The 19,799-nt window shown below is 54.8% G+C and carries 21 protein-coding genes and 1 pseudogene; 14 read left to right on the top strand and 8 right to left on the bottom strand.

What is annotated here, in order from left to right:
- The first annotated feature begins 92 nt into the window (after positions 1–92).
- The 9 genes from C7964_RS18105 (at position 93) to C7964_RS18065 (ending at position 9,094) form a co-directional block, all read left to right on the top strand.
- Positions 93–806: a FadR/GntR family transcriptional regulator gene (locus C7964_RS18105; RefSeq protein ID WP_110281021.1), complete on the top strand. Its 714-nt coding sequence runs from the start codon at positions 93–95 to the stop codon at positions 804–806.
- Between the two features lie 7 nt (positions 807–813).
- On the top strand, positions 814–2,022 hold the full coding sequence (locus tag C7964_RS18100) for a mandelate racemase/muconate lactonizing enzyme family protein (protein WP_110281020.1): 1,209 nt from the start codon (positions 814–816) through the stop codon (positions 2,020–2,022).
- A 31-nt stretch (positions 2,023–2,053) separates the two neighbouring features.
- Positions 2,054–3,025, top strand: coding sequence for a sugar ABC transporter substrate-binding protein (locus tag C7964_RS18095; RefSeq protein ID WP_110280987.1), 972 nt, complete (start codon positions 2,054–2,056; stop codon positions 3,023–3,025).
- 101 nt (positions 3,026–3,126) lie between these two features.
- Positions 3,127–4,080, top strand: coding sequence for an ABC transporter permease (locus tag C7964_RS18090; protein ID WP_220000198.1), 954 nt, complete (start codon positions 3,127–3,129; stop codon positions 4,078–4,080).
- A gap of 3 nt (positions 4,081–4,083) precedes the next feature.
- The gene (locus C7964_RS18085) at positions 4,084–4,815 is read left to right on the top strand and encodes an ATP-binding cassette domain-containing protein (protein WP_110280986.1); all 732 of its coding nucleotides are present in this window, start codon (positions 4,084–4,086) and stop codon (positions 4,813–4,815) included.
- A gap of 12 nt (positions 4,816–4,827) precedes the next feature.
- Entirely contained in the window at positions 4,828–5,571 is a 744-nt protein-coding gene (locus C7964_RS18080) for an SDR family oxidoreductase (protein WP_110280985.1), read from the top strand.
- Positions 5,572–5,574: 3 nt separating this feature from the next.
- Positions 5,575–6,444 carry an aldose 1-epimerase gene (locus C7964_RS18075; protein WP_110280984.1) on the top strand — a complete coding sequence of 290 codons (870 nt, stop codon included), beginning with the start codon at positions 5,575–5,577 and terminating at the stop codon, positions 6,442–6,444.
- Complete coding sequence (locus C7964_RS18070; protein ID WP_220000197.1) at positions 6,441–7,577, top strand: fumarylacetoacetate hydrolase family protein; 1,137 nt, start codon at positions 6,441–6,443, stop codon at positions 7,575–7,577. Before C7964_RS18075 ends, C7964_RS18070 begins: the two co-directional genes overlap by 4 nt.
- Positions 7,578–7,588: 11 nt before the next feature.
- The gene (locus tag C7964_RS18065) at positions 7,589–9,094 is read left to right on the top strand and encodes an aldehyde dehydrogenase (NADP(+)) (RefSeq protein ID WP_220000196.1); all 1,506 of its coding nucleotides are present in this window, start codon (positions 7,589–7,591) and stop codon (positions 9,092–9,094) included.
- 244 nt (positions 9,095–9,338) lie between these two features.
- Here C7964_RS18065 and C7964_RS18060 read toward each other — a convergent pair whose 3' ends face one another.
- From C7964_RS18060 to C7964_RS18040, 5 genes are read right to left on the bottom strand one after another with little or no spacing between them, the layout of a single operon-like run.
- Positions 9,339–10,016, bottom strand: coding sequence for a hypothetical protein (locus C7964_RS18060; protein WP_181417238.1), 678 nt, complete (start codon positions 10,014–10,016; stop codon positions 9,339–9,341).
- Entirely contained in the window at positions 10,013–11,029 is a 1,017-nt protein-coding gene (locus C7964_RS18055; RefSeq protein WP_110280981.1) for a helix-turn-helix domain-containing protein, read from the bottom strand. Before C7964_RS18055 ends, C7964_RS18060 begins: the two co-directional genes overlap by 4 nt.
- Positions 11,026–11,457, bottom strand: coding sequence for a VRR-NUC domain-containing protein (locus tag C7964_RS18050; RefSeq protein WP_110280980.1), 432 nt, complete (start codon positions 11,455–11,457; stop codon positions 11,026–11,028). Before C7964_RS18050 ends, C7964_RS18055 begins: the two co-directional genes overlap by 4 nt.
- Positions 11,454–11,717 carry a hypothetical protein gene (locus tag C7964_RS18045; protein ID WP_110280979.1) on the bottom strand — a complete coding sequence of 88 codons (264 nt, stop codon included), beginning with the start codon at positions 11,715–11,717 and terminating at the stop codon, positions 11,454–11,456. The genes C7964_RS18050 and C7964_RS18045 overlap by 4 nt, the downstream gene beginning before the upstream one ends.
- Positions 11,714–11,914: a MerR family transcriptional regulator gene (locus C7964_RS18040; protein WP_286164048.1), complete on the bottom strand. Its 201-nt coding sequence runs from the start codon at positions 11,912–11,914 to the stop codon at positions 11,714–11,716. Before C7964_RS18040 ends, C7964_RS18045 begins: the two co-directional genes overlap by 4 nt.
- 637 nt (positions 11,915–12,551) lie before the next feature.
- On the opposite strand from C7964_RS18040, the gene C7964_RS18035 reads away from it, so the two are divergent.
- A complete protein-coding gene (locus C7964_RS18035; protein ID WP_110280977.1) occupies positions 12,552–13,817 on the top strand; it encodes a tyrosine-type recombinase/integrase in 1,266 nt (421 codons plus the stop codon).
- A 14-nt stretch (positions 13,818–13,831) separates the two neighbouring features.
- On the opposite strand, the gene C7964_RS18030 is transcribed toward C7964_RS18035, so the two are convergent.
- Positions 13,832–14,428, bottom strand: a complete 597-nt coding sequence (locus tag C7964_RS18030; RefSeq protein WP_110280976.1) for a hypothetical protein — start codon at positions 14,426–14,428, stop codon at positions 13,832–13,834.
- Between the two features lie 238 nt (positions 14,429–14,666).
- On the opposite strand from C7964_RS18030, the gene C7964_RS18025 reads away from it, so the two are divergent.
- The 4 genes from C7964_RS18025 (at position 14,667) to C7964_RS18010 (ending at position 17,843) form a co-directional block, all read left to right on the top strand.
- A complete protein-coding gene (locus C7964_RS18025; RefSeq protein WP_110280975.1) occupies positions 14,667–15,659 on the top strand; it encodes a helix-turn-helix transcriptional regulator in 993 nt (330 codons plus the stop codon).
- Between the two features lie 1,074 nt (positions 15,660–16,733).
- Complete coding sequence (locus tag C7964_RS18020) at positions 16,734–17,075, top strand: hypothetical protein (protein ID WP_146214893.1); 342 nt, start codon at positions 16,734–16,736, stop codon at positions 17,073–17,075.
- Positions 17,072–17,269 carry a hypothetical protein gene (locus C7964_RS18015; protein WP_110280973.1) on the top strand — a complete coding sequence of 66 codons (198 nt, stop codon included), beginning with the start codon at positions 17,072–17,074 and terminating at the stop codon, positions 17,267–17,269. Before C7964_RS18020 ends, C7964_RS18015 begins: the two co-directional genes overlap by 4 nt.
- A gap of 91 nt (positions 17,270–17,360) precedes the next feature.
- Positions 17,361–17,843 carry a hypothetical protein gene (locus C7964_RS18010; protein WP_110280972.1) on the top strand — a complete coding sequence of 161 codons (483 nt, stop codon included), beginning with the start codon at positions 17,361–17,363 and terminating at the stop codon, positions 17,841–17,843.
- 24 nt (positions 17,844–17,867) lie between these two features.
- Here the strand turns inward: C7964_RS18010 and C7964_RS18005 are convergent.
- Positions 17,868–18,112, bottom strand: a pseudogene (locus tag C7964_RS18005) (transposase); the annotation flags it as partial.
- Positions 18,113–18,372: 260 nt separating this feature from the next.
- Positions 18,373–19,377, bottom strand: coding sequence for a hypothetical protein (locus C7964_RS18000; protein WP_146214892.1), 1,005 nt, complete (start codon positions 19,375–19,377; stop codon positions 18,373–18,375).
- Positions 19,378–19,799 lie beyond the last annotated feature (422 nt).

Here is a 19,799-nt window from a genome sequence, read left to right as displayed (position 1 = left end):
GATAATTATTGACAACAAGATTAAACATACCTAGCAATCAAATTCAACAAACTTGTAGGACAGGTTTGATAAAAGTAGCGAGATAGTTGATCATGCAAAAGACTAATCAGGACATCAGTGGAGATTCGCTCGTCAGCAATACGATCGGCGTCATTACGCAGCACATCCGGCTTAATGAGCTTGGGCCGGGCGACAGATTGCCCAGTGAAACCAACCTTGCAAAAGAGTTGAGCGTTTCACGGACAGTGGTTCGCGAGGCATTTAAGTCTCTGGCAGCAATGCGGTTGATCAATCTAAGCGCAGGCAAAAGAGCGACCGTTGCCCATCTAGATCATGGTGCGATGTCTTTAATGATCGAGCATGGCGTTGTGACGGAACAAATCAGCGTTCAGCAAATTTACGATGTCCGTCGCGCGATTGAGACGCGAACCGTGACACTTGCAAGTCTGCGTCGAACGGAAGCTGAAGCGCAAACCATTCTTTACCATGCCGCGCAAATGCGTACGCAGGTTGAAAACCCAGATTTGGTCATGGAGCATGATCTAGCTTTCCATCTTGAAATTGCAAAAGCTTCACGCAACCCGATTTTCTCGATGATTGTCGGCGCATTTCAAGGTGTATCGCGCCAAAGCTGGTCTGTGGGTTGGCGTAGTCGCACAGAGCCCAGTCAGCGTCTAGCTATGGCGCAAACTCACGTTGATATTGCGGACGCGATTGCCACTGGTGATCCGCAAAAAGCGAACGCACTTATGACCACCCATTTTAACGACAGCATCAAAGCGCTTCTTGATGCCGGCATGTCGTGAGGATGACATGAAAATTACAAAAATCCAAACCATTCGCATCGAAGAGCGACCCAATCTAATTTGGATTCAGGTCCACACAGACGAAGGTCTTATTGGGCTGGGCGAGACTTTTTTCGGGGCAAAGGCGGTTGAGGCCTATGTTCATGAAACGCTCGCGCCGATTGTCATTGGCCGCGATCCACTGGAGATAGACAAGCTTTCGGCTGACTTGGTTGGCTATCTCGGTTTTCGATCTACTGGAGTCGAAACGCGCGGCAATTCGGCTTTTGACATCGCGCTTTGGGATATTTTTGGCAAGGTAACAGGCCAGCCGATTGCACAACTGCTCGGAGGTTTCACCCGACGTGACATCCGGACCTACAACACATGCGCGGGAACCGAATATATCAAGAAAGCCAGCGGGCAAAATACGGCCAATTATGCGCTGAAAACTGGCACTGCTGATGGGTATGACGATCTGAACTCCTTCATGAACTGTGCCGATGATCTCGCCCATTCCCTGTTGGAAGACAACATCACCGCGATGAAGATTTGGCCTTTTGACTTAGTAGCTGAAAAGACACGAGGACAGTTCATCGAGACGACTGATTTGAAAAGCAGTCTGAAGCCTTTCGAAAAAATTCGGGATGCCGTGGGAGACAAGATGGACATCATGGTGGAGTTCCATCTGATGTGGCAGCTCTTGCCAGCAATTGAGATCGCCCGTGCGTTGCGGCCGTTTGAAACCTACTGGCACGAAGATCCGATCAAGATGGATAGCCTGTCCAGCCTCAAGCGCTACGCGGATGCGTCCCATGCTCCGATTGCAGCCTCGGAAACGCTCGCATCCCGCTGGGCGTTCCGCGATCTGATCGAAACCGGCGTTGCTGGGATATTCAACCTCGATATCAGCTGGTGTGGTGGTTTGTCGGAAGCACGCAAGATCGCGTCAATGGCCGAGGCATGGCATCTCCCAATTGCGCCTCATGATTGCACCGGACCGGTCGTTTTGTGTGCATCGACCCACCTTTCCCTGAACGCGCCAAACGCGCTGATTCAGGAAAGCGTGCGAGCTTTTTATCGCACTTGGTATCGGGATCTCGTTACCGCTCTACCACCGGTTAATAACGGCCGGATCACCGTCCCCCCCGGCGCAGGCTTGGGGATGGAACTAAACCCGGAACTTGACCGGGCTTTCACGACCTATCGAAGAACGTCAGATGCGAGCGACATCTGACACCAAACACGCTCATGGGAGGATACCTGAGATGAAAAAGCTACTTGCTTCCGCCGCACTGGCTACCCTGATGATGGGGGGCGCGGCTCACGCCGAGGGGATGAACATTGTGTTCACCCACCATTCCTCTGCGTCAAACACCTTCTGGCAAGCTGTCCAGAAAGGTTTTAACGATGCTTGTGAAAAGATTGAGGCAAACTGCCAGATGATCTTTACGCAGACCGAAGGCTCAATTGAGCAGCAAGCGGCCAATATGGAAGCGGCTCTTGCCCGCAGCCCTGATGCCTTGTTCACATCAATTGTAGACGACCGAGCGTTGGACGATATCATCTCGCGGGCTGTGGCTGACGGCGTCATCGTCATCGCCGTCAATGTTGATGACAGTGAAGGTGCTGACGGCAATGCACGCGCGGCTTTTGTTGGTCAGGGCTTCCGCCAAGCGGGCTATTCCCTCGGCAATGCAATGTCTGCGAACTTCCCCGCAGAAGGCCCAATTCACGTTCTTGTTGGTATCTCGGCGCCGGGCCAAAACTGGTCTGAAGCACGCGGCGGAGGTGTTCTTGATTTCTTGACTGACTACAAAGCCAACAATCCAGATCGTGAATTCACATTTGAACGCATCGATAGCGGAACCGATCTGGCCGTGACTGCAGATCGCGTCGGTGCTTATCTGAACGCAAACCCAACAACAACAGCGTATTTCGACACTGGTTTCTGGCACGCTTCTGTAGCTCGTGTGCTTGCCGATCGCGGCATCGCACCGGGCGAAGTATTGTTGGGCGGGTTCGATCTCGTGCCTGAGGCCGTGCAGCAAATGCAGGCTGGGTACATTCAAGTACAGGTTGATCAACAGCCATACATGCAGGGCTTCATGCCTGTAATGCAGGCTTATCTCGCTGCAAACTTTGGGTTGTCGCCATCAGATATTGATACCGGACAAGGTATTGTGACACCTGCAGATGCTGATGAGATCATGACGCTTGCAGCTCAAGGTCTCCGGTAAATTTATTCTTCACCGGGAAAACCATCCGGGGCGTTCTTTGAACGGCCCGGATGCATATGAAAAAGGATCGGCAGAAAGTGAAACGCCTCTTAAAGATATATATGGAAAAGCCCGAACTTGCTGCGCTTGTTCTTCTCGTGCTGCTGATCGCAGTTTTTCAGATCCAATCCGATGGCATCTTCCTAAACGCAAACAACCTTCGTGGCATTCTAGGCATTTTGCCCGAAATCGGACTGATGGTCGTGGGTGTGACGATCCTGATGATTTGTGGCGAATTTGATTTGTCTGTAGGATCCGTATTCGCCTTAATGCCGATGGTCATGGCCGTGCTGCTTGCTGACGGGTTGCCATTTATATTCGCGTTTCTGATCGGGACAGCTGTTGCTGCGATGATTGGATTTATCAATGGCTATCTGACAATCAAATTTAGCATACCTAGTTTTATCACGACACTTGGTATGCTGTTTATCGCTCGCTCCCTGACGATTGTGGTATCCGGTGGGTTTCCCCCACTCTTACCTAACGAACTGCCAACGTGGTTGTTCACGGCCTTTGTCGGACCGGGCGACATTTTCCGCATGTCGTTCCTGTGGTTCGCGGCGGTTGTTATTCTGATGTCGCTTCTGATGAATCGTACGAATTTTGGTAACTGGGTTCGCGCAACCGGTGGCTTTTTACCTGCTGCACAGGCAATGGGTATTCCAACCGCGCGAGTTAAGATCGCCTGTTTCATGCTCTGCTCGATGCTTGCTGGTTTTGCCGGAATGATACAGGTTTTGCGCTTGGGCTCACCTCTGCCTTCCATCGGCGAGGGCTGGGAGCTTCAGGCAGTCGCCGCGGCAGTGATTGGCGGTACAGCCCTTGCTGGTGGCGTAGGCACTATTATTGGCGGTGTGATTGGAGCGGTTCTAATCCGGGTCATCGATAATGGTTTGGTCCTAAGTCAGGTCGACGCCAACTGGTTCAAATTCGCTATCGGCTTCCTGACAATCTTTGCAGTTGTTGCAAATGCCTGGCTTGGCAAACGCGCCAAAGCTATCAAGTTGGAGACCTGATTCATGAGCACTTCAATTATCTCGGTGCGCAATGTGCACAAATGGTATTCAGGTGTTCATGCCCTCAAAGGTGTCTCGCTTGACTTCGCGCCAAACGAAGCTGTTGGCTTGATTGGCGACAACGGAGCTGGCAAATCCACCTTGATCAATATTCTCTCGGGCGCACAGCCCGCGAGTGAGGGGGAAATAATGCTTGAAGGGAAGCCAGTCAAAATCAACAGTCCGCGCGATGCAATGGATTTGGGAATTGAGACGATCTATCAATACAACTCGATGGTTCCCACGATGAGCATTTCGCGGAATCTGTTTATCGGCCGCGAGCCACTAAAGTACTCGATGTTCGGCCTTGGCGTCATGGACCGTAAGAAAATGGCCGAGGAAAGCGTGCAGGCGATAGCTGGCGCTGGCCTGCATCTGCGATCCCCCGATGCGTTGGTAGGTGAATTGTCCGGCGGTCAACGGCAGGGTGTCGCCATTGCACGCGCCATGCATTTCAAATCCAAGGTTATGATTTTGGATGAACCGACAAACCATCTAGCGGTTAAAGAAACGCAGAAAGTCATTGGCTTTGTGCGCTCCTTGAAAGAGCTGGGTATCACCGGCATTTTCATCAGTCATAACATCCACCACGTGTTTGAATGCTGCGACCGGATCGTGGCGATGGCGCGTGGTGAAGTCGTTTTGGACAAGCGCACGGAAGATACAAACATGAAAGAAATTCTCGACGTACTCTGAAAGGCGGACATCATGGGAAATTTGGCTGGAAAAACGGTTCTTCTGACTGGGGGACTTGGCACGCTGGGCCGGGCACAAGCGCAAAAGCTAAACGTCGAAGGGGCACGGGTTATTGTTCTGGATCGACCGGACAGTGAGGATGCCGATGCGCGCGCAGCGGCATTGGGCGCTGGGATCAGTTTTTTCGGATGTGATCTAAATGACTTGGCCAAAACCGAAGCCGCGGTTATCGCGCTGGCTGAGAAAATGGGTGGCATCGACATTCTGATTAACAATGCCGCACTGATTATTAACAAGCCGCATGATGAGTTTTCTCTAACCGAATATGAAGACCAGATACGTGTGAATTCCTCTGCTGCCTTTGTTCTGACGCGTGCCTGCACGCCCGCGATGAAGGCCCGTAAATACGGCAAGATCATCAATTTCACCTCCATTACTTTGACGGGGCAATGGGACGGCTATGTGCCTTATGTCGTGTCGAAAGGTGCAATGTTGGGCCTTACCAAGGGACTAGCCCGCGAATTGGGCCCACATGGCATCACCGTGAACGCGGTGGCACCAGGGGCGATCGTGTCCGAGGCGGAGGAGCGAGTTTTTGGCGACCGATTGCATGAATACAATGACTGGGTTCTTAACCGCCAAAGTCTAAAAAAGCGGATTCAGCCATCTCACGTGGCGGATCTTGTGCATTTTCTTGTGTCTCCGGCGAGCGATATGATTTCGGGTCAAAACTACGCCATTGATGGTGGTTGGTAGCTTTTGGCGGAGTTGTTCAAATTTTCGCGGGGACCAGCGCAGCTGGTCTTAGCACCGTCTCTGGGCGGTGCTATCGCACGGCTGGATGTTGCCGGACGGCCGGTTTTGCGTCCATGGAACGGTGATACAGGCAATCCGTTTTCGCTTGCCAACAATGTCTTGGTGCCGTTCTCCAATCGTATATCAGGCGGTGGAATCAATTGGAATGGCGACCACCACCCTATCAAAGCGAACCTTCCGGGCGATGCTTATCCGATCCACGGGGACGGTTTTCAAAGACATTGGTCGATCGAAGAAACATCAGTAGATTCGGCAAGATTGGTTCTAGAAGCCGGTCGTATCGGACCGTTTCAATATCGCGCTGAACAGGTCTTTCGACTTACACAAAACGAATTGCAGGTCGCGCTAACGCTCGTGAACACAGGGCCGCAGACTTTGCCATTTGGGTGCGGTTTTCATCCCTGGTTTCCGCGCAGTGCTGCGACCAGACTATCTTTTTCGGCGAAAAGTGTGTGGATGGAGGATGCCGACCATCTGCCAACCCGAAACTTGAACTTGGATGATACTCCCGATTGGAGTTTTCGGTCCGCGCGGCCACTTCCCGACGATCTGCTGAACAACGGCTACACGGATTGGCGCGGTCACGCGCTGATCACGCAGGGCGCAGACCACGTTTCGGTCCGCGTCACTGCCTCCGAAAACCTTTCAACGGCAATCGTATATTCACCAAATGCCAAGGCCGATTTCTTTTGCTTTGAGCCGGTGTCACATCCGGTCGATGCTTTCAATCTGAACGGCCACCCCGGCTTAGTTCCCCTCGCGCCCTCTCAATCCATACAGACGTGGATGGAAATTTCATGGAGTTCAGAATGATTTTGCCCGCCTCCGACGCCACACTTCTCGGCCGTATCTGGTCCCCTGTGGAGCAAGGTCCCTGTGTCGTGACCGTCCGCGAAGGTCGTGTTTTTGACATCACATCTGCTGCAGCGCCACTGGTGCGCGACATTTGTGAAATGGCCGACCCTGTCGCTTACATTCGGGCGACTGAGGGTGTTGATATGGGGTCAGCTGAGGCGTTGTCTGCAAATGCTGCCGACCTTAGTAAACCCCATTTCCTCGCACCCTGTGATTTGCAATCTGTCAAAGCCTGCGGCGTAACTTTTGCCAGCTCCATGGTGGAGCGAGTGATTGAAGAGCAGGCGGCGGGTGATCCACTGAAAGCGCAGGAGATTCGTAACCGGATTGGTGCGCGGATTGGCGACAGCCTGAACAATATTATTCCGGGTTCGACAGAGTCAAACAAAGTCAAAGAGGCGCTGATCGAAGAAGGTTTGTGGAGCCAGTATTTGGAAGTGGGTATTGGCCCCGATGCCGAGGTGTTTTCGAAGGCACAAATACTGTCGTCGGTTGGACAAGGCGCCTACGTGGGTTTGCACCCGATCTCAAAGTGGAACAACCCAGAGCCGGAGGTGGTGCTGGCAGTCTCATCAGGGGGCCGGATTGTTGGGGCAACGCTTGGTAACGATGTCAATTTGCGCGACATCGAAGGGCGCTCGGCGTTGTTGTTATCCAAGGCCAAGGATAACAATGCATCCTGTGCGATTGGACCTATGATCCGGCTATTTGATGAAAGTTTCACACTCGATGACGTGCGACATGCCGAGCTGGACTTGATCGTCACGGGCAAGGATGGGTTTATACTCAATGGTCATTCATCAATGGCGCAAATCAGCCGCGACCCCGAGGATCTGGTGCGCCAAACCTGTGGCCGCCATCACCAGTACCCCGACGGGTTTATGCTATTTTTGGGTACGTTGTTTGCGCCAACGCAGGATCGCGACCATGCGGGCGAAGGCTTTACCCATAAGCTAGACGATGTGGTTGAGATATCCTCACCCATGCTGGGTACTTTGACAAATACGGTAAGGCTTTCGACCGACTGTACCGAATGGACCTTCGGGGTCAGCCATTTGATGCGCAATCTTGCACAACGCAATTTAATCTAAGGACGATGGACATGCTTACGGGAAAACATTTGATTGCTGGCTTATGGGTTGGCGGCGACGCAACATTTACCAATGAACCTGTCAGCGGAACTCCAGACAGTTTTGCTATTGGAACACCAGAGCTGGTGGACCGGGCAGCGCAGGCTGCAGAAGAGGCGTTTTGGTCATATGGCTATTCGACCCGTTCAGAGCGGGCCACGTTCTTGCGCGCTATTGCAGATGAAATTGACGCACGCGGCGACGCGATTACCGCGATGGGATGTAAGGAGACCGGCCTTCCCGAAGCGCGTCTGATTGGTGAGCGAGGCCGCACCACTGGCCAGCTCAAGCTCTTTGCGGATCACATTGAAGCGGGCGATTATTTGGACCGTCGTCATGACGTTGCCTTGCCTGATCGTGCACCTTTGCCGCGCCCGGACATTCGCCTGATGCAGCGCCCGATCGGCCCAGTGGCCGTCTTTGGCGCATCCAACTTCCCACTGGCTTTTTCGACAGCGGGTGGCGACACCGCTGCTGCACTGGCGGCGGGCTGCCCAGTTGTTGTCAAGGGCCACTCTGCCCATCCCGGTGTCAGCGATTTTGTGGCACAGGCGATTGCTGCAGCGATAGAAACCTGCGGTGTTCATCCCGGTACGTTCAGCCAAATCCAAGGTGGCAACCGTGCGGTTGGGCAGGCCGTAGTGACCCATCCGCTGATCAAAGCCGTGGGGTTCACCGGCTCTCTGGGCGGGGGGCGTGCCCTGTTTGATCTTTGTGCCGCAAGACCAGAGCCGATCCCATTCTTTGGTGAATTGGGTTCGGTTAATCCGATGTTCCTCCTTGATGGAGCAGTGTCCGCGCGCGGCGATGTGATTGCAGCCGGATGGGCCAGCTCTCTGACCATGGGGGCCGGCCAGTTCTGCACCAAGCCAGGGGTTGCAGTTGTGATTGCTGGGCCGAGCGCTGATGAGTTTATCGCTGCGACAGGCGCTGCCCTTGCTGAAACAGGATCGCAGACAATGCTGACTGCCGGGATTGCAATGGCCTATCATAACGGCCGCGATCGGGTTTCAGGAACAAGTGGGGTGCGCGAGGTAATGACTTCGACATGTGATTTCCGCAACGCGACGCCCTATCTTTTCGCCACGACCGCGGCGGAATGGCTGGCTAATGACACCTTGGGAGAAGAGGTGTTTGGCCCGCTTGGAATGGTCGTGACCGCCTGTGATGCGGATGAGATGTTGGCCGTAGCTCAATCGCTTCAGGGGCAGCTAACCTGCACCCTACATATGGATGACAGCGACGCCGTGATGGCGCGCAGGTTAATGCCAGTGCTGGAACGCAAAGCTGGCCGGGTCTTGGCCAATGGCTTTCCCACCGGGGTCGAAGTCTGCGACACGATGGTTCATGGGGGCCCATACCCCGCCTCAACTAACTTCGGCGCTACGTCTGTCGGTACAATGTCTATTCGGCGTTTCCTTAGACCCGTCAGCTATCAGAATATTCCGGAGGCTGTGCTGCCAGATGATTTTGGGTGAATGGTATCAAACAAGCGCCATGGAGCGTTCTCATCGCTGCCGCTCGTGCAGCTTGCAGCATTAGTTGCTAACGGCTCGTTCCTGTCGTTAGCTGCGTCGAGCACGAAGCTCCATTCTGGGTCTATCAGATATCGAAGGGCGACCACTGTTCGCAACTTTGCAACGCCTTCTTCGTGCGCATTTCTGTTGATCGAGGGTGCGATAATGATTGAAAGCATCAAGCTAGGTCTTTTTTGCGACCACTTTAGCGAGCGGACCACGGTCTCACCTTCGGCATCACTGCGGTCGTCTCCACTTCCCGCAACATCCCGCCAGCCGCCAACCCATCGCGCACCCAGTTCAATGCAGCCCACCAGTCGTCATAGCCACGCCGCGCCGATACAATCTGATCGGGGTGGGGGCGCCATGTAACTGGACATGCGCGAACTTCCACGTCGCGCCATTTTCCGCCGACTAGGGTGCGCTCGGTGCCGACGACCACGCTGACAGCACGATCACCATGCCGGTTGCGCTTAATGTCGACCGGCACACAACGCGGCACCGCACCCGGCATCCAGTTAGGAGTCATCCCGGCCCTTGCAAGCTCTGTGACGCGTAGCGCCATGCGTATCCCGCCCAAGCTGTCGGGCAGGCCGGCCACCGTGGCCGCGATGACCTCGGCGTCTGGATGGGTGTAACTTTCCCTCTTGTACTGTCCGCCATCGACCTTGCAGCCCAGTACGGCGCGTTGCATCAGGACATACTCCAGCCCTAAGCCACGACTTTCCTCCTCGGCGTCCTGTCTCGGTGGCAGTTCAAGCTGAGCTTTCTCGACCCGGAAGGCCCATTCCAGCGCGGCCTGCACGCCCAGCCCGCGTTTCGGCTTGGCGCCTGCGCTGGGCTGTGCGCGCATGCGGGGCAATCTGCGATCAAACTTGCTCATAGCACACCCCGCATCTGGAGGCGTTCCAGGGTGACGAGTCCGCGTTCCAGCATCAATCCGCATGTCGCAGTGCTGATCATGTTTTGGGGCAGGTATTCGTCGGTGTTCACCTTGGCTGCATAGAACGCAGCCTTTTCATCGGGGCTGGGCCGTGGCTTGCTTTGGGACTTGTTGCTGCGCCTAGCTTTCAGAGAATTGGTAGCGGGCTGCGCGTCACGCTGGGCGGCGCGTTCCATCGCCCGATCAAGCGCCTTGGGCCCATCCGGCGGGGCAGGGTGCACTTCGCGGCTATCACGGGCTACGGCAAGGATCCGATCCTCCGAAATCCCCAAATCATCGATCCAGCGCTGCACGTGTTGCCGTGCTGGCCAGCCTTGCCACCAGGCAGGCAATGCCCTGTCGGAATCGAAGCCCAGCGCTTGCAGCAGGTCACTGAAAAATTCATCAAAACTGATTTCGCGCCCGCGCGCACCCTCCTCCTCCTTTACTGGTTCCCTTAAAGGTTCTCTTACAAGGTTAGTGTCCGGATTTCGGACACGGCTTTGGTCATTTTCCGGACACGGGTCGGGGTCAAAATCGGACACGGGTCGCACATCAATCCCGTGTCCCGTTTTCGGACACGGGTCCTGTTCATCGGCCAGTTCTTCGCAGGAATCCTGGTCCCCTGACACTGTCCCATCGAATGGCAATGCGCCGTGTCCGGTTTCCGGACACGGGTTCGGATCATGCGGGGTAAAGCCGGGCTCGAACCCCAAGATGTAGCGTGTGGGCATCTGTCGTTTGGTTACAGGGTGAATGCGCGGCACACGGCGCAATAAACCCGCCGCTTCCAGCTGACCAAGATGGTCATTCAAGGTCGAGCGACTGATCTCGCAATCATGCGCCAGCCGCACTTGTGAGGGAAAACAGCCGTAGTCGGGATTGAAGCGATCACACAGATGCCAGAGCACGATCTTGGTGGTGGGCTTGAGCCCACGGCGCTGGATGGCCCAGTTGGTGGCAGCATGGCTCATCGGGCAGCCCTCCCTGATGAGGTGACGTCAGTTTCTGATGTTGACGACTTCGGAGCACTGACAACACGCGTCGTGAGCCCATGATCTGCCAAGGCGCCTAGCGCATCATCAAGCGAGCGCACCAGTGCCCAACCGAAGCCTTGCGCCAGCACCGCGTCGCGGAACGCCTCCTGCGCTGGGCTCAGCCGCCCCTTGAGTGATTTTAGCTCAAGGAAAAGGACCTTTCCGTCGCAAAGGATGACGAGGTCGGAAAAACCAGGATGCACCCCCATGCCAACCAAGATCGCTTGGCGCTTGGCACCACGCGGGCCTGCCTCGCTCACCTCGTTGGCGCTGTGATGAATGATGGCGCCCTTGGGTATGACAAAGCGCAGCGCGGTCACAACAGCGCGCTGCAAATCTGCTTCTGGAGTTCCGCGTCGCTTCATGTGCGGCCACCCCGATCTGGCGCGGGCAGCCGCCCTGGCGTCTTCGCATCGAGGACAACAAGCAGGATGCGCGCGTCCTCGCGCTCTTCGGGGGATTCACCATGTTGCACCAGCACATTGCAGGCGAGGCGCAGCATGTGGTCGGAATGGTGCGCAACATCGGCAACCACCATGCGCGCTTCGCGCCGACGCTCTTCGATCCATTCCTGGCGGACGCGGTCCCGGGCGCTGGGCTTGCGGAAGGGAAGGGGGATGCTCATCGGCGTGACCCCGCGCGGCGTGGCGCAGGGGCTTCCTGCAGCATCAGCCAGTCCTGCACGGCATCTCGCCGGTAATAGATTTTCCGGCCAGCGCGCACGCAGGGCGGGCCGAAACGGATTTTCTCCCAGCGGTGCAGGGTTTCGACGGTGACACCAAGCTCGAGGGCGAGGTCGAGGCGGCTGATCCAACCGCTCATAAGGCGTTGAGGGCCGCTGGATCGGGGTAAGGTTCCAAGGTTTGGCATCTTGTTTCTCCTGGGTTTGGCCCGACAAGGGCAGAGTTCAGGGGTTCAGAAACGCAGAGCGGAAAGGGTGGCGGGAAGGCGGAGACCGGCGGTGATGCGCCAAATGGCTGCCGGTCATTGATAACATTGATCTTTTTCGGCTGCGGTGGCGGTAGAGTGCAAAGCGAAGGACGGCGTCGAGCCTGCGCAAATTGGCGGGCGCAGAGTCGTGGCCGCCCAAAATCAGCCAATTTACAAGATTTCGCCGTGTTTCAGGAGGTTTCACGGGCGCGCAGACGCATTCGCCCAACCGGCAAGGGGTCCGGACCTTTGCCGGTCATTGATTTTAAACGAAATTTACAAAATCAGCCCCTAATCTGAGAGCAAGATGCCCTTTGGATCGCGCTTTTTGCGCAAAATCCAATCTGCTGCCCAGCGGATTCGCCGAACGCGATGAAAGCCGCCCGACATTTTTTCCCATGTTTTCAATGACCGGCAGGGTTTTGGCGCATCACCGCCGGTCACTGCCTATGTGCCGCTCAAAGGACCATGCTTCGCTTGCTAGACCCTCGCATTTACGCATGTGTGATGGGCAAAAGGAGAAGTGGTCATGGTTAACCGATTGCGACTAAATGATAAAACTGTGCGTGAGCAGATCTCGGAAGAGGATCGAGCTTACCAGGTCTTTGATACCGAGATACGAGGACTCTCCATTCGCGTTATGCCCTCGGGCGAGCGGTCATTTGCGATGGACTATCGCTTCGCGGGCCGACAGCGCCGTATGGCGATCGGGCGCTGGCCTGAGTGGAGCGTAACCGCGGCCCGAGAGCGCGCCCGCGAATTACGCCGCCTGATCGACGAGGGCACAGATCCTATGGAAGAGCGGGACACGCTGCGCGAGGCGCCCCGCTTTGATGACATGATTGAGCGCTATCTTGTCGAGCACGCCTCGACCCTGACACCCTTGAGTGCGTCCGATCACAAATCCTTCCTGACCAAGCTGGTCGCCCCCCATTGGGGAAACAGGCTGGTCACAGAAATCACCCCGCATGATGTGGCAAAACTACTGAACCTCATCGCAGAGGGCAGGGCACGGCCATCCAAGGCGAAGCCGAACAACCGCGCGCGCAAGCTGCAAGGGCGCAAGCCCACACCGGTGCGTGCCAACCGGATCGGCGAAGTGCTGCGCAAGATGTTCAACCTCGCCATCCAGTGGGGCTGGCGCACGGACAATCCAGCCGCCGGCTTCAAGAAGCGCGTTGAGACCGCCCGTGAGCGCTTCCTCTCCCATGAAGAAATTGGTCGACTCGCCGAGGTGCTGGATGCGGCCGAAGACCAGCGCGCCGCTGGTATCATCCGCATCTGCATGCTGACCGGCTCTCGTGTGGGCGAGGTGCGCCAGGCGCGATTTGAACAGTTCAATCTAGAGCTTGGGATTTGGTCAAAGCCAGCTGCCACCACCAAGCAGCGCAAGATACACAGGGTGCCGATTTCAGCTGATGTTGCAGCGATCGTGCGCCAACGGGCGCTTGTCGTACCAAAGGGTAACCCTTGGCTGTTCCCAGGCGATGTCCCGGGCCAACCCGTCAAGGAAATCCGCCGGTTTTGGATGACGGTACAGCGACAAGCTGATCTTTCAGAGGTGCGTATCCACGACCTGCGCCATACATTCGCCTCGCTTCTAGTCAGTGGCGGCGCCTCGCTGGAAATGATCGGCAAACTGCTCGGTCATAGTCAGATGCAGACGACGCTGCGCTATGCGCATTTGATGGATTCGCCTCTGCGCGCCGGTGTTGACGCGGTGGCCGGTATGTTCCGGCCACGGCCGAAGATTGTGCATGACGCAAATGCTCAGAACGAAGCGAAGCGGGCTTGAGAATGTGGGGGCGGTTACTTCTCACTGCGCAGGGCGCGCCAGAAGGGCCGGAGACGTCGGCGGATGGTGCTCTCGTCTGGGACATCCCCGTTTTCAGCAACATCGGCAAACCAGTCCTGCAGCTCTCCGATCAGTTCCGCTTGAGTTTCAGGGATGCCATGCTCGTGGATGCGCTTGATCATCGCTACATACATCCCCTCCCAGTCGTAGGGTGAAAGGGCACCTGTGCCACCACCGATGCGACGCAGCAGATCGTGTTCGTCTTCAAAGCGCAGCACATCAAGCCCACTGAGCAGCAGATCTGCGATAGAAACTTCGACGCCTTCGGCTGGCTCTGTCACGTAGCACCAGTCATCCGAATGTTCCGGTTTGATCCGCTGCAGCTTGATGACCGTCGGACCGGTCCCGCTGCGGCGGAATAAAGGCAGCATGTCCATGGGCAAGATTGTAATCTTGCCAGAAACCTTTTCGGTTCCGCAGGTCACAACTGGAATACCGGTCACGATGTCCAGTTTGCCCTCCGTGGCCCAGCCGCCAATGTCGGCAATGGTACACCCCCATCGGGAGGCGGTTTCGTGCAAGGTGAGGAATGCTCTTTGAGGTAGTGCCATGCGGGCTCCAGTTCTGGATTCAAGGTGATACGGCCTGCCACGATGGAGTGGCTGGATCCGTCTGGGCTTCGGTGAGGAGAGAACGTCGAGGCGCTCGATTGATGAAGCTGGGCCGCGTTGATCGTGGCACAGTGGCGGCAGCCAAATTCTTCAATCGATCAGCTTTGTTAGGACGAATCGACCTCTTCTGAGTTATAAACCAGGCACTACGTCAATAACTGTCGGGGATAGTGCGAATATGTCGTTTCAAAAGGCACAGGACTTATTGAAGCTGGCCGGCATGTCCGCGAGCCGACACAGCGGCATCACCGTGAAGCAGGTGGCTGAGGAGTTCTGTGTAAATGAGCGGACCGCCCAGCGCATGATCTATGCGTTGAAGGACGTATTCCCGAGCATGTCGCATGATATCGATGGTGAACGGCGTCGCAGGTGGAAGCTGCGCGACACCAGCATGCTTGGCATGCAGGGGCTTTATAGGCATGAACTCGTCGCGCTTGAGGTAAGCATTACGAGGGCAGAGCGAGAGGGCGCTGATATGGAAGTGAAGGCGCTACGATCGCTGCGCGACCGCTTGGTAGCAACCTTGCCGTCTCCACTAGCGCGAAAAATGGAGGTGGATGCCGAGGCGATCCTCGAGGCCAAAGGCTATGCTTGCCGCCCAGGCCCAAAGGTCAAAACCTCCCCGGACGTGCTGAACATTGTATCAGCAGCTCTCAGAGGGCCGTTCCGGCTGGTTATTCGATACAAGGGTGCGCAGGATGCCAAGGTACGTAAGCGCGTCGTCGAACCTTATGGGATTCTGCTGGGCACGCGGCATTACCTTGTTGCTCGTGACACCGCCAAAGATACCAACCTGCGCCGCTTCCGCATGGATCGCATCGAAAAGGCCGAAATCACCAACGAATGGTTTGAGAAGGACAGGGACTTCGATCTGGAAACCTATGCGGCGAGGTCATTTGGGTCGTTCCACTCCGACAAAGAGTTCACGCGGGTCGTGTGGCGGTTCAGTCCTGCCGCCGCAGCGATTGCTCGAGAGTTTGAGTTTCACTCCAAGCAGGAAATAGTTGACTTAGACGATGGCGGGCTGCTGGTCAGCTTCGAAGCCAGCGGCCTCGTAGAGATGGCCTGGCATCTCGGCAAGTGGGGTAGGGAGGTCGAGGTGGTTGAGCCGGCACAGCTGCGAGAGATGGTGGCAGGCTACCGAGGCGCGTCCATCAGCGTACTGCCATGAAGCGGGGTTCTTCAGATCAAACGAAGCGGCCTGTATGAGCATCGATGTGGGCGGATTGCCGCCATTCGCTGAAGGTGCAAACGCATCCTGTTAAAAAACATGGAAGCGGCCATTCAGGGCTGAAGGTCGACGCGTCGCTATCTGCACCAGGCACCAAGGTCAGCAATGCGGGACCTTGCTGCCGTTCGCCTTTTGCGGCGATCCAAACTATGCTAAAGTTGTGCTATGAAAAGTGGGTTCAATTGGTCGCGTATAGGTCGAGAAATGCGGCTTCGGAGATGGGGGAGTGTATCCATTGATGGCGCACCAATAGGTCATAGTGGAATGCCCCTAAATGTTGGCCAGGCTGCGATTGGTGGCCCAAGTAAGGTAGCACGTGATTCTGGTAGAGTCCGATCTGTGTTTCTTGGAAAGATTAGAATGGCCATGGCCACTGAGAGCGCGATGCCATCTACATCAGGACTTCCCACCAACATAGCAAAAGAAATCAATGCTTCAGGTGGCCCACTGGCTTGGGCAAAGACCCAGCCAGATACCAAGCAAAAAGTAGAAAAAATTAGACGCCGTCTTAAGAGGACGATCCAAAAGTAAAACTTGAACGACGCTTACAACGACGTTTCTTGGATCTAACCCAAAATTTGCTAACTCGTGAGTGACTGAATAGGCTCGAAGCATGCGCAATTGGGCTGCCCCCTATTCAGAGGTAGAGCTCCCTTTAAAATCACAGGCAGACTGTGAACAAGGGAGATGAATGATGGAATATTTGCCAGTTTGGATGTGTCACTTCGCTCATGTGCCGTCGATGCCAAAGGCGAGGTGATGCTCGAAAGGGAAATGCCTTGTGAAGTCGGTGATCGCCGATGGGTAAGCATACAGGGAACCCCCTCCTTCTCGACATGACCTGAGGTGCGATTACTGCGCAAAGCTAGCCGAGGCATTGATGCTTACCATGAAAATATTGTAGGTGCTTTTTCAAAAAGTCGTTTGTAGCATTGGGCGACAACGGCTTACCCTTGCCCATCTAGGAGACGAGGTGACGAAGGTGTTGGGGGTCTAGGGGTGGGCGGAAATCGATTGGACTACGAAAAGCTAAATCGCACCAACCGGATGCGCCAAAACGGTTCAGAGCCAGCCGAAGGGCAAAGAGGACCGACTGACCAGCCTGCAACCCGTCCAGAGGAACGCGTTCGCGGACTACAGAAGGCGGCAAAAGCACGAACGAAAGCTGACCGTGAGGAGCTTTTAAAACTTGAGAAGCGGATGGAGTTGTGGGCCGCAGCTTCTGATGTTTCTTCGCTAGAGATGGACAAACTTAGACGTCGGATTTTGAGGTTAAGGTCTACTCTGCCAGCTTTAAAGATTGCCAAGTCTGGTAAAAGACCCCGCTCTGAGAAGAAGAAAAGGGCAAAGAAATGACCCATCGTATCGCTGACATCTTCTATGACGCTGATTGCCTGAACAGCTTCGATTATCCGATCGAGCGTGTTGGGTTTGACCAGGTTAAAACCGAAACTGGCAATCCGCTGGACCCGTCTGGCTTAACCCAGAAACCGAAATCGGCGCTCCTGAAATCAGAGATGCGGCATGAAATCGGCGGACAACTTGTTTGACAAACACCGCAGGTATGCGCGAATGCTGTCGGTCACCTGAGGGCCTGTCTGATGCGGGCGAAGAAGTAATAGAGATATGTGAGGCACACAAATGATACCCAGACTATTCACCATCTCAAGCTTGTTGATAAATATCATCGGTGTTGCTGCTTCCGCCCAGGACACTGATCGTCAAATGGCGTTCTTAATGGCAGTTAGCGGAACTTGTGCCAAATTGGTAATTGATGGGGAGGCCATGCCGTGTGACGGTAATTTGTTTAACACCGATTACGACGACGGGCGGATAGGCTTTGCCTTCATGGCGGAAGGGCCCGGAGGAAAAATCATCACCTTTTCAGGTCAAGGCCAAGAACAGCAATCTCCGTCTGCGAATGTTCGGATACAGCCTATAGATGGGGTGGTCCTGGCGGGTGGCATTCAATTGGTCGAGGGGGAGTGCTTATTTGAAAACCCATACGCCGGTCCTGCGCGGATTGAATGTGCTGCTCGGTCGTCATCTGGCCTGCAGTACGTTGGACGGTTTTTGACGGACGGGGAAGAGCCGGTGATGATCGAGCTAGGAGATCAAGATTGACCGTTGTTGAAACTGAGGTTTCGGTGCCGCCAATCCCGTCATGATCCGCGCGAACACACCCATGTCACTCCATCGCTTCCAACGGTTATACAATGTCTCGGGCGGACCATATTCCGCGGGAGTCTCACTCCAACGTAAGCCATTGCGATTAAAGAAGATAATTCCGCTTAAGACGCGCCGGTCGCCTACCCGCAGCTCTAGGGAAAGTACGGTTTGAGCTTGGCTTTGTTGAATTGGACGAGTCCATAGAGACGACAACCTACAAGGATCAACCAATGCTGCGCCCATACTTACACTATTTCCCCAAAGGACTGTGAGGCGTCTTGACCTACTAGATTTGGTCCAAAGCGACCACTTCTTTTGGTCCACCAAAGTCCGCATCCGCCGGAAGCGGCAGCCGTCACGAAGGGCGGAGAGCGGTCGTTTGCTCCGCTCGGGCGAAGGGCCGCGAAGCGCAGAAAGCGGGTTTTGCAAAGTTGCGTCATCGGCCCGGAACAGACAAGCGGATTTAATGAACTCGAGGCAAAGATTACACGTAAAAAATGTATTCAGGGATCCTATATTCAGCAATGGTTTGGAGGCGCTCGTCATCATGCATGAGCGCACCAAACATTTCGAGTATGAATTGGGGGCATGCATTGCCCCAAGGTGTTGGAATGAATACGTTGGGAGTGAAAGGATTGTGGCTTAGATCGAACATGTCAGTCCTATCATCTGGCAACGCACGCTCAGCTAATGCCTCCTGGAAAACATTCATTTGACGCACACAAATAACAGCATCAACATTCTCAAAGATGACTGCTTCCTCGCCTGATCTATGAAATGAATTACTTGTCAGTAGGCCGGCAAAATCTGACAATAGACTCCCGATAGGCTCGTAAATAAAATCATCCCATAAAATAATCAGAATATTTGCGCCCAAGTCTCTGGGGAACCCGGAGAACTTTGCATCTGCACTAACTAAAAAATCCTTTATTGGATTGTCTCGCGGCAACAGCGCGTCTGGGCTTTTCATTCGGACAGAAGTGGTAAACTCCTTTGTGATACGCACAGGGAGTTGAGCGCTAGCTGCTGCTCTTAGTCGCTGGTGGGCCAGTAGGCTTGGCGACTTAACTTCAAAATTGTAAGCGCCGTCTTTGTCGACAACCCTGAACTCAGGACGAAGTCCATTTGTGCCTCGTGGCTCGAAGTAAAACTGTGCCTCGTCACTCCAATACATCACCAAAACCCTATCGATCGCGAACACCTCGGCAAATAGCTGTAAGATCTGTTCGTAACGGCGTTCGTCGCGTTCGGGTCCACCTAAGTGCGCGAGTTCATTAATGTAGCGGATGCCCAAACCCGGCAATCGTCGCTCGGCTCGAACACACAGGTTTGCCAACCTCCACATGTTAGCGTCGATCCATGGTAAGTTGTATAGATATCCAAGCCAGTGCCAGCCGCTTGCTTGAACCAAATCTTTTGTCGCCAAATAGAAGGCGATTGTGTCAGGGCATTGTGCGCTCACATGTGGAACTGGCTTCGAGATAGCCAAACCTCTTACGTCTGAATAATACCTCTGAATGTCGGGATGCACTTGAGTGAACGTTTTCGTCTGTAGCCAATCTGAATAATCGTCATAGACGAGTAAGCTGACGGCGACAACGGAGCAAGAGAAAGCATTTCTCCAAGTCCGCTTCGGGGGGGCCTAGCCGAAATTAAACTTGTCGAAGTCTCAGCTCTTTTCTGCGCGGCATGCGGCATCCCTCATCACTTGTTCAAAACAGCTCTCGAACGCCTCCCAAGTGCTCCTAGAATCACGAAAAGATTTGCCATGGTGTTGAGACCACCAATTCATCCATGCGACCCATCCTTCTGCGTTCGGTGTTTGTCAAACAAGTTGTCCGCCGATTTCATGCGGCGTCTCTGATTTCAGGGGCGCTGGTTTCGTTTTCTGGGTTCAACCAGACGGGTCCT

Source organism: Loktanella sp. PT4BL, assembly GCF_003201935.1.
Taxonomy (GTDB): Bacteria; Pseudomonadota; Alphaproteobacteria; order Rhodobacterales; family Rhodobacteraceae; genus Yoonia.
This window is presented reverse-complemented; position numbering and strand designations above follow the sequence as displayed.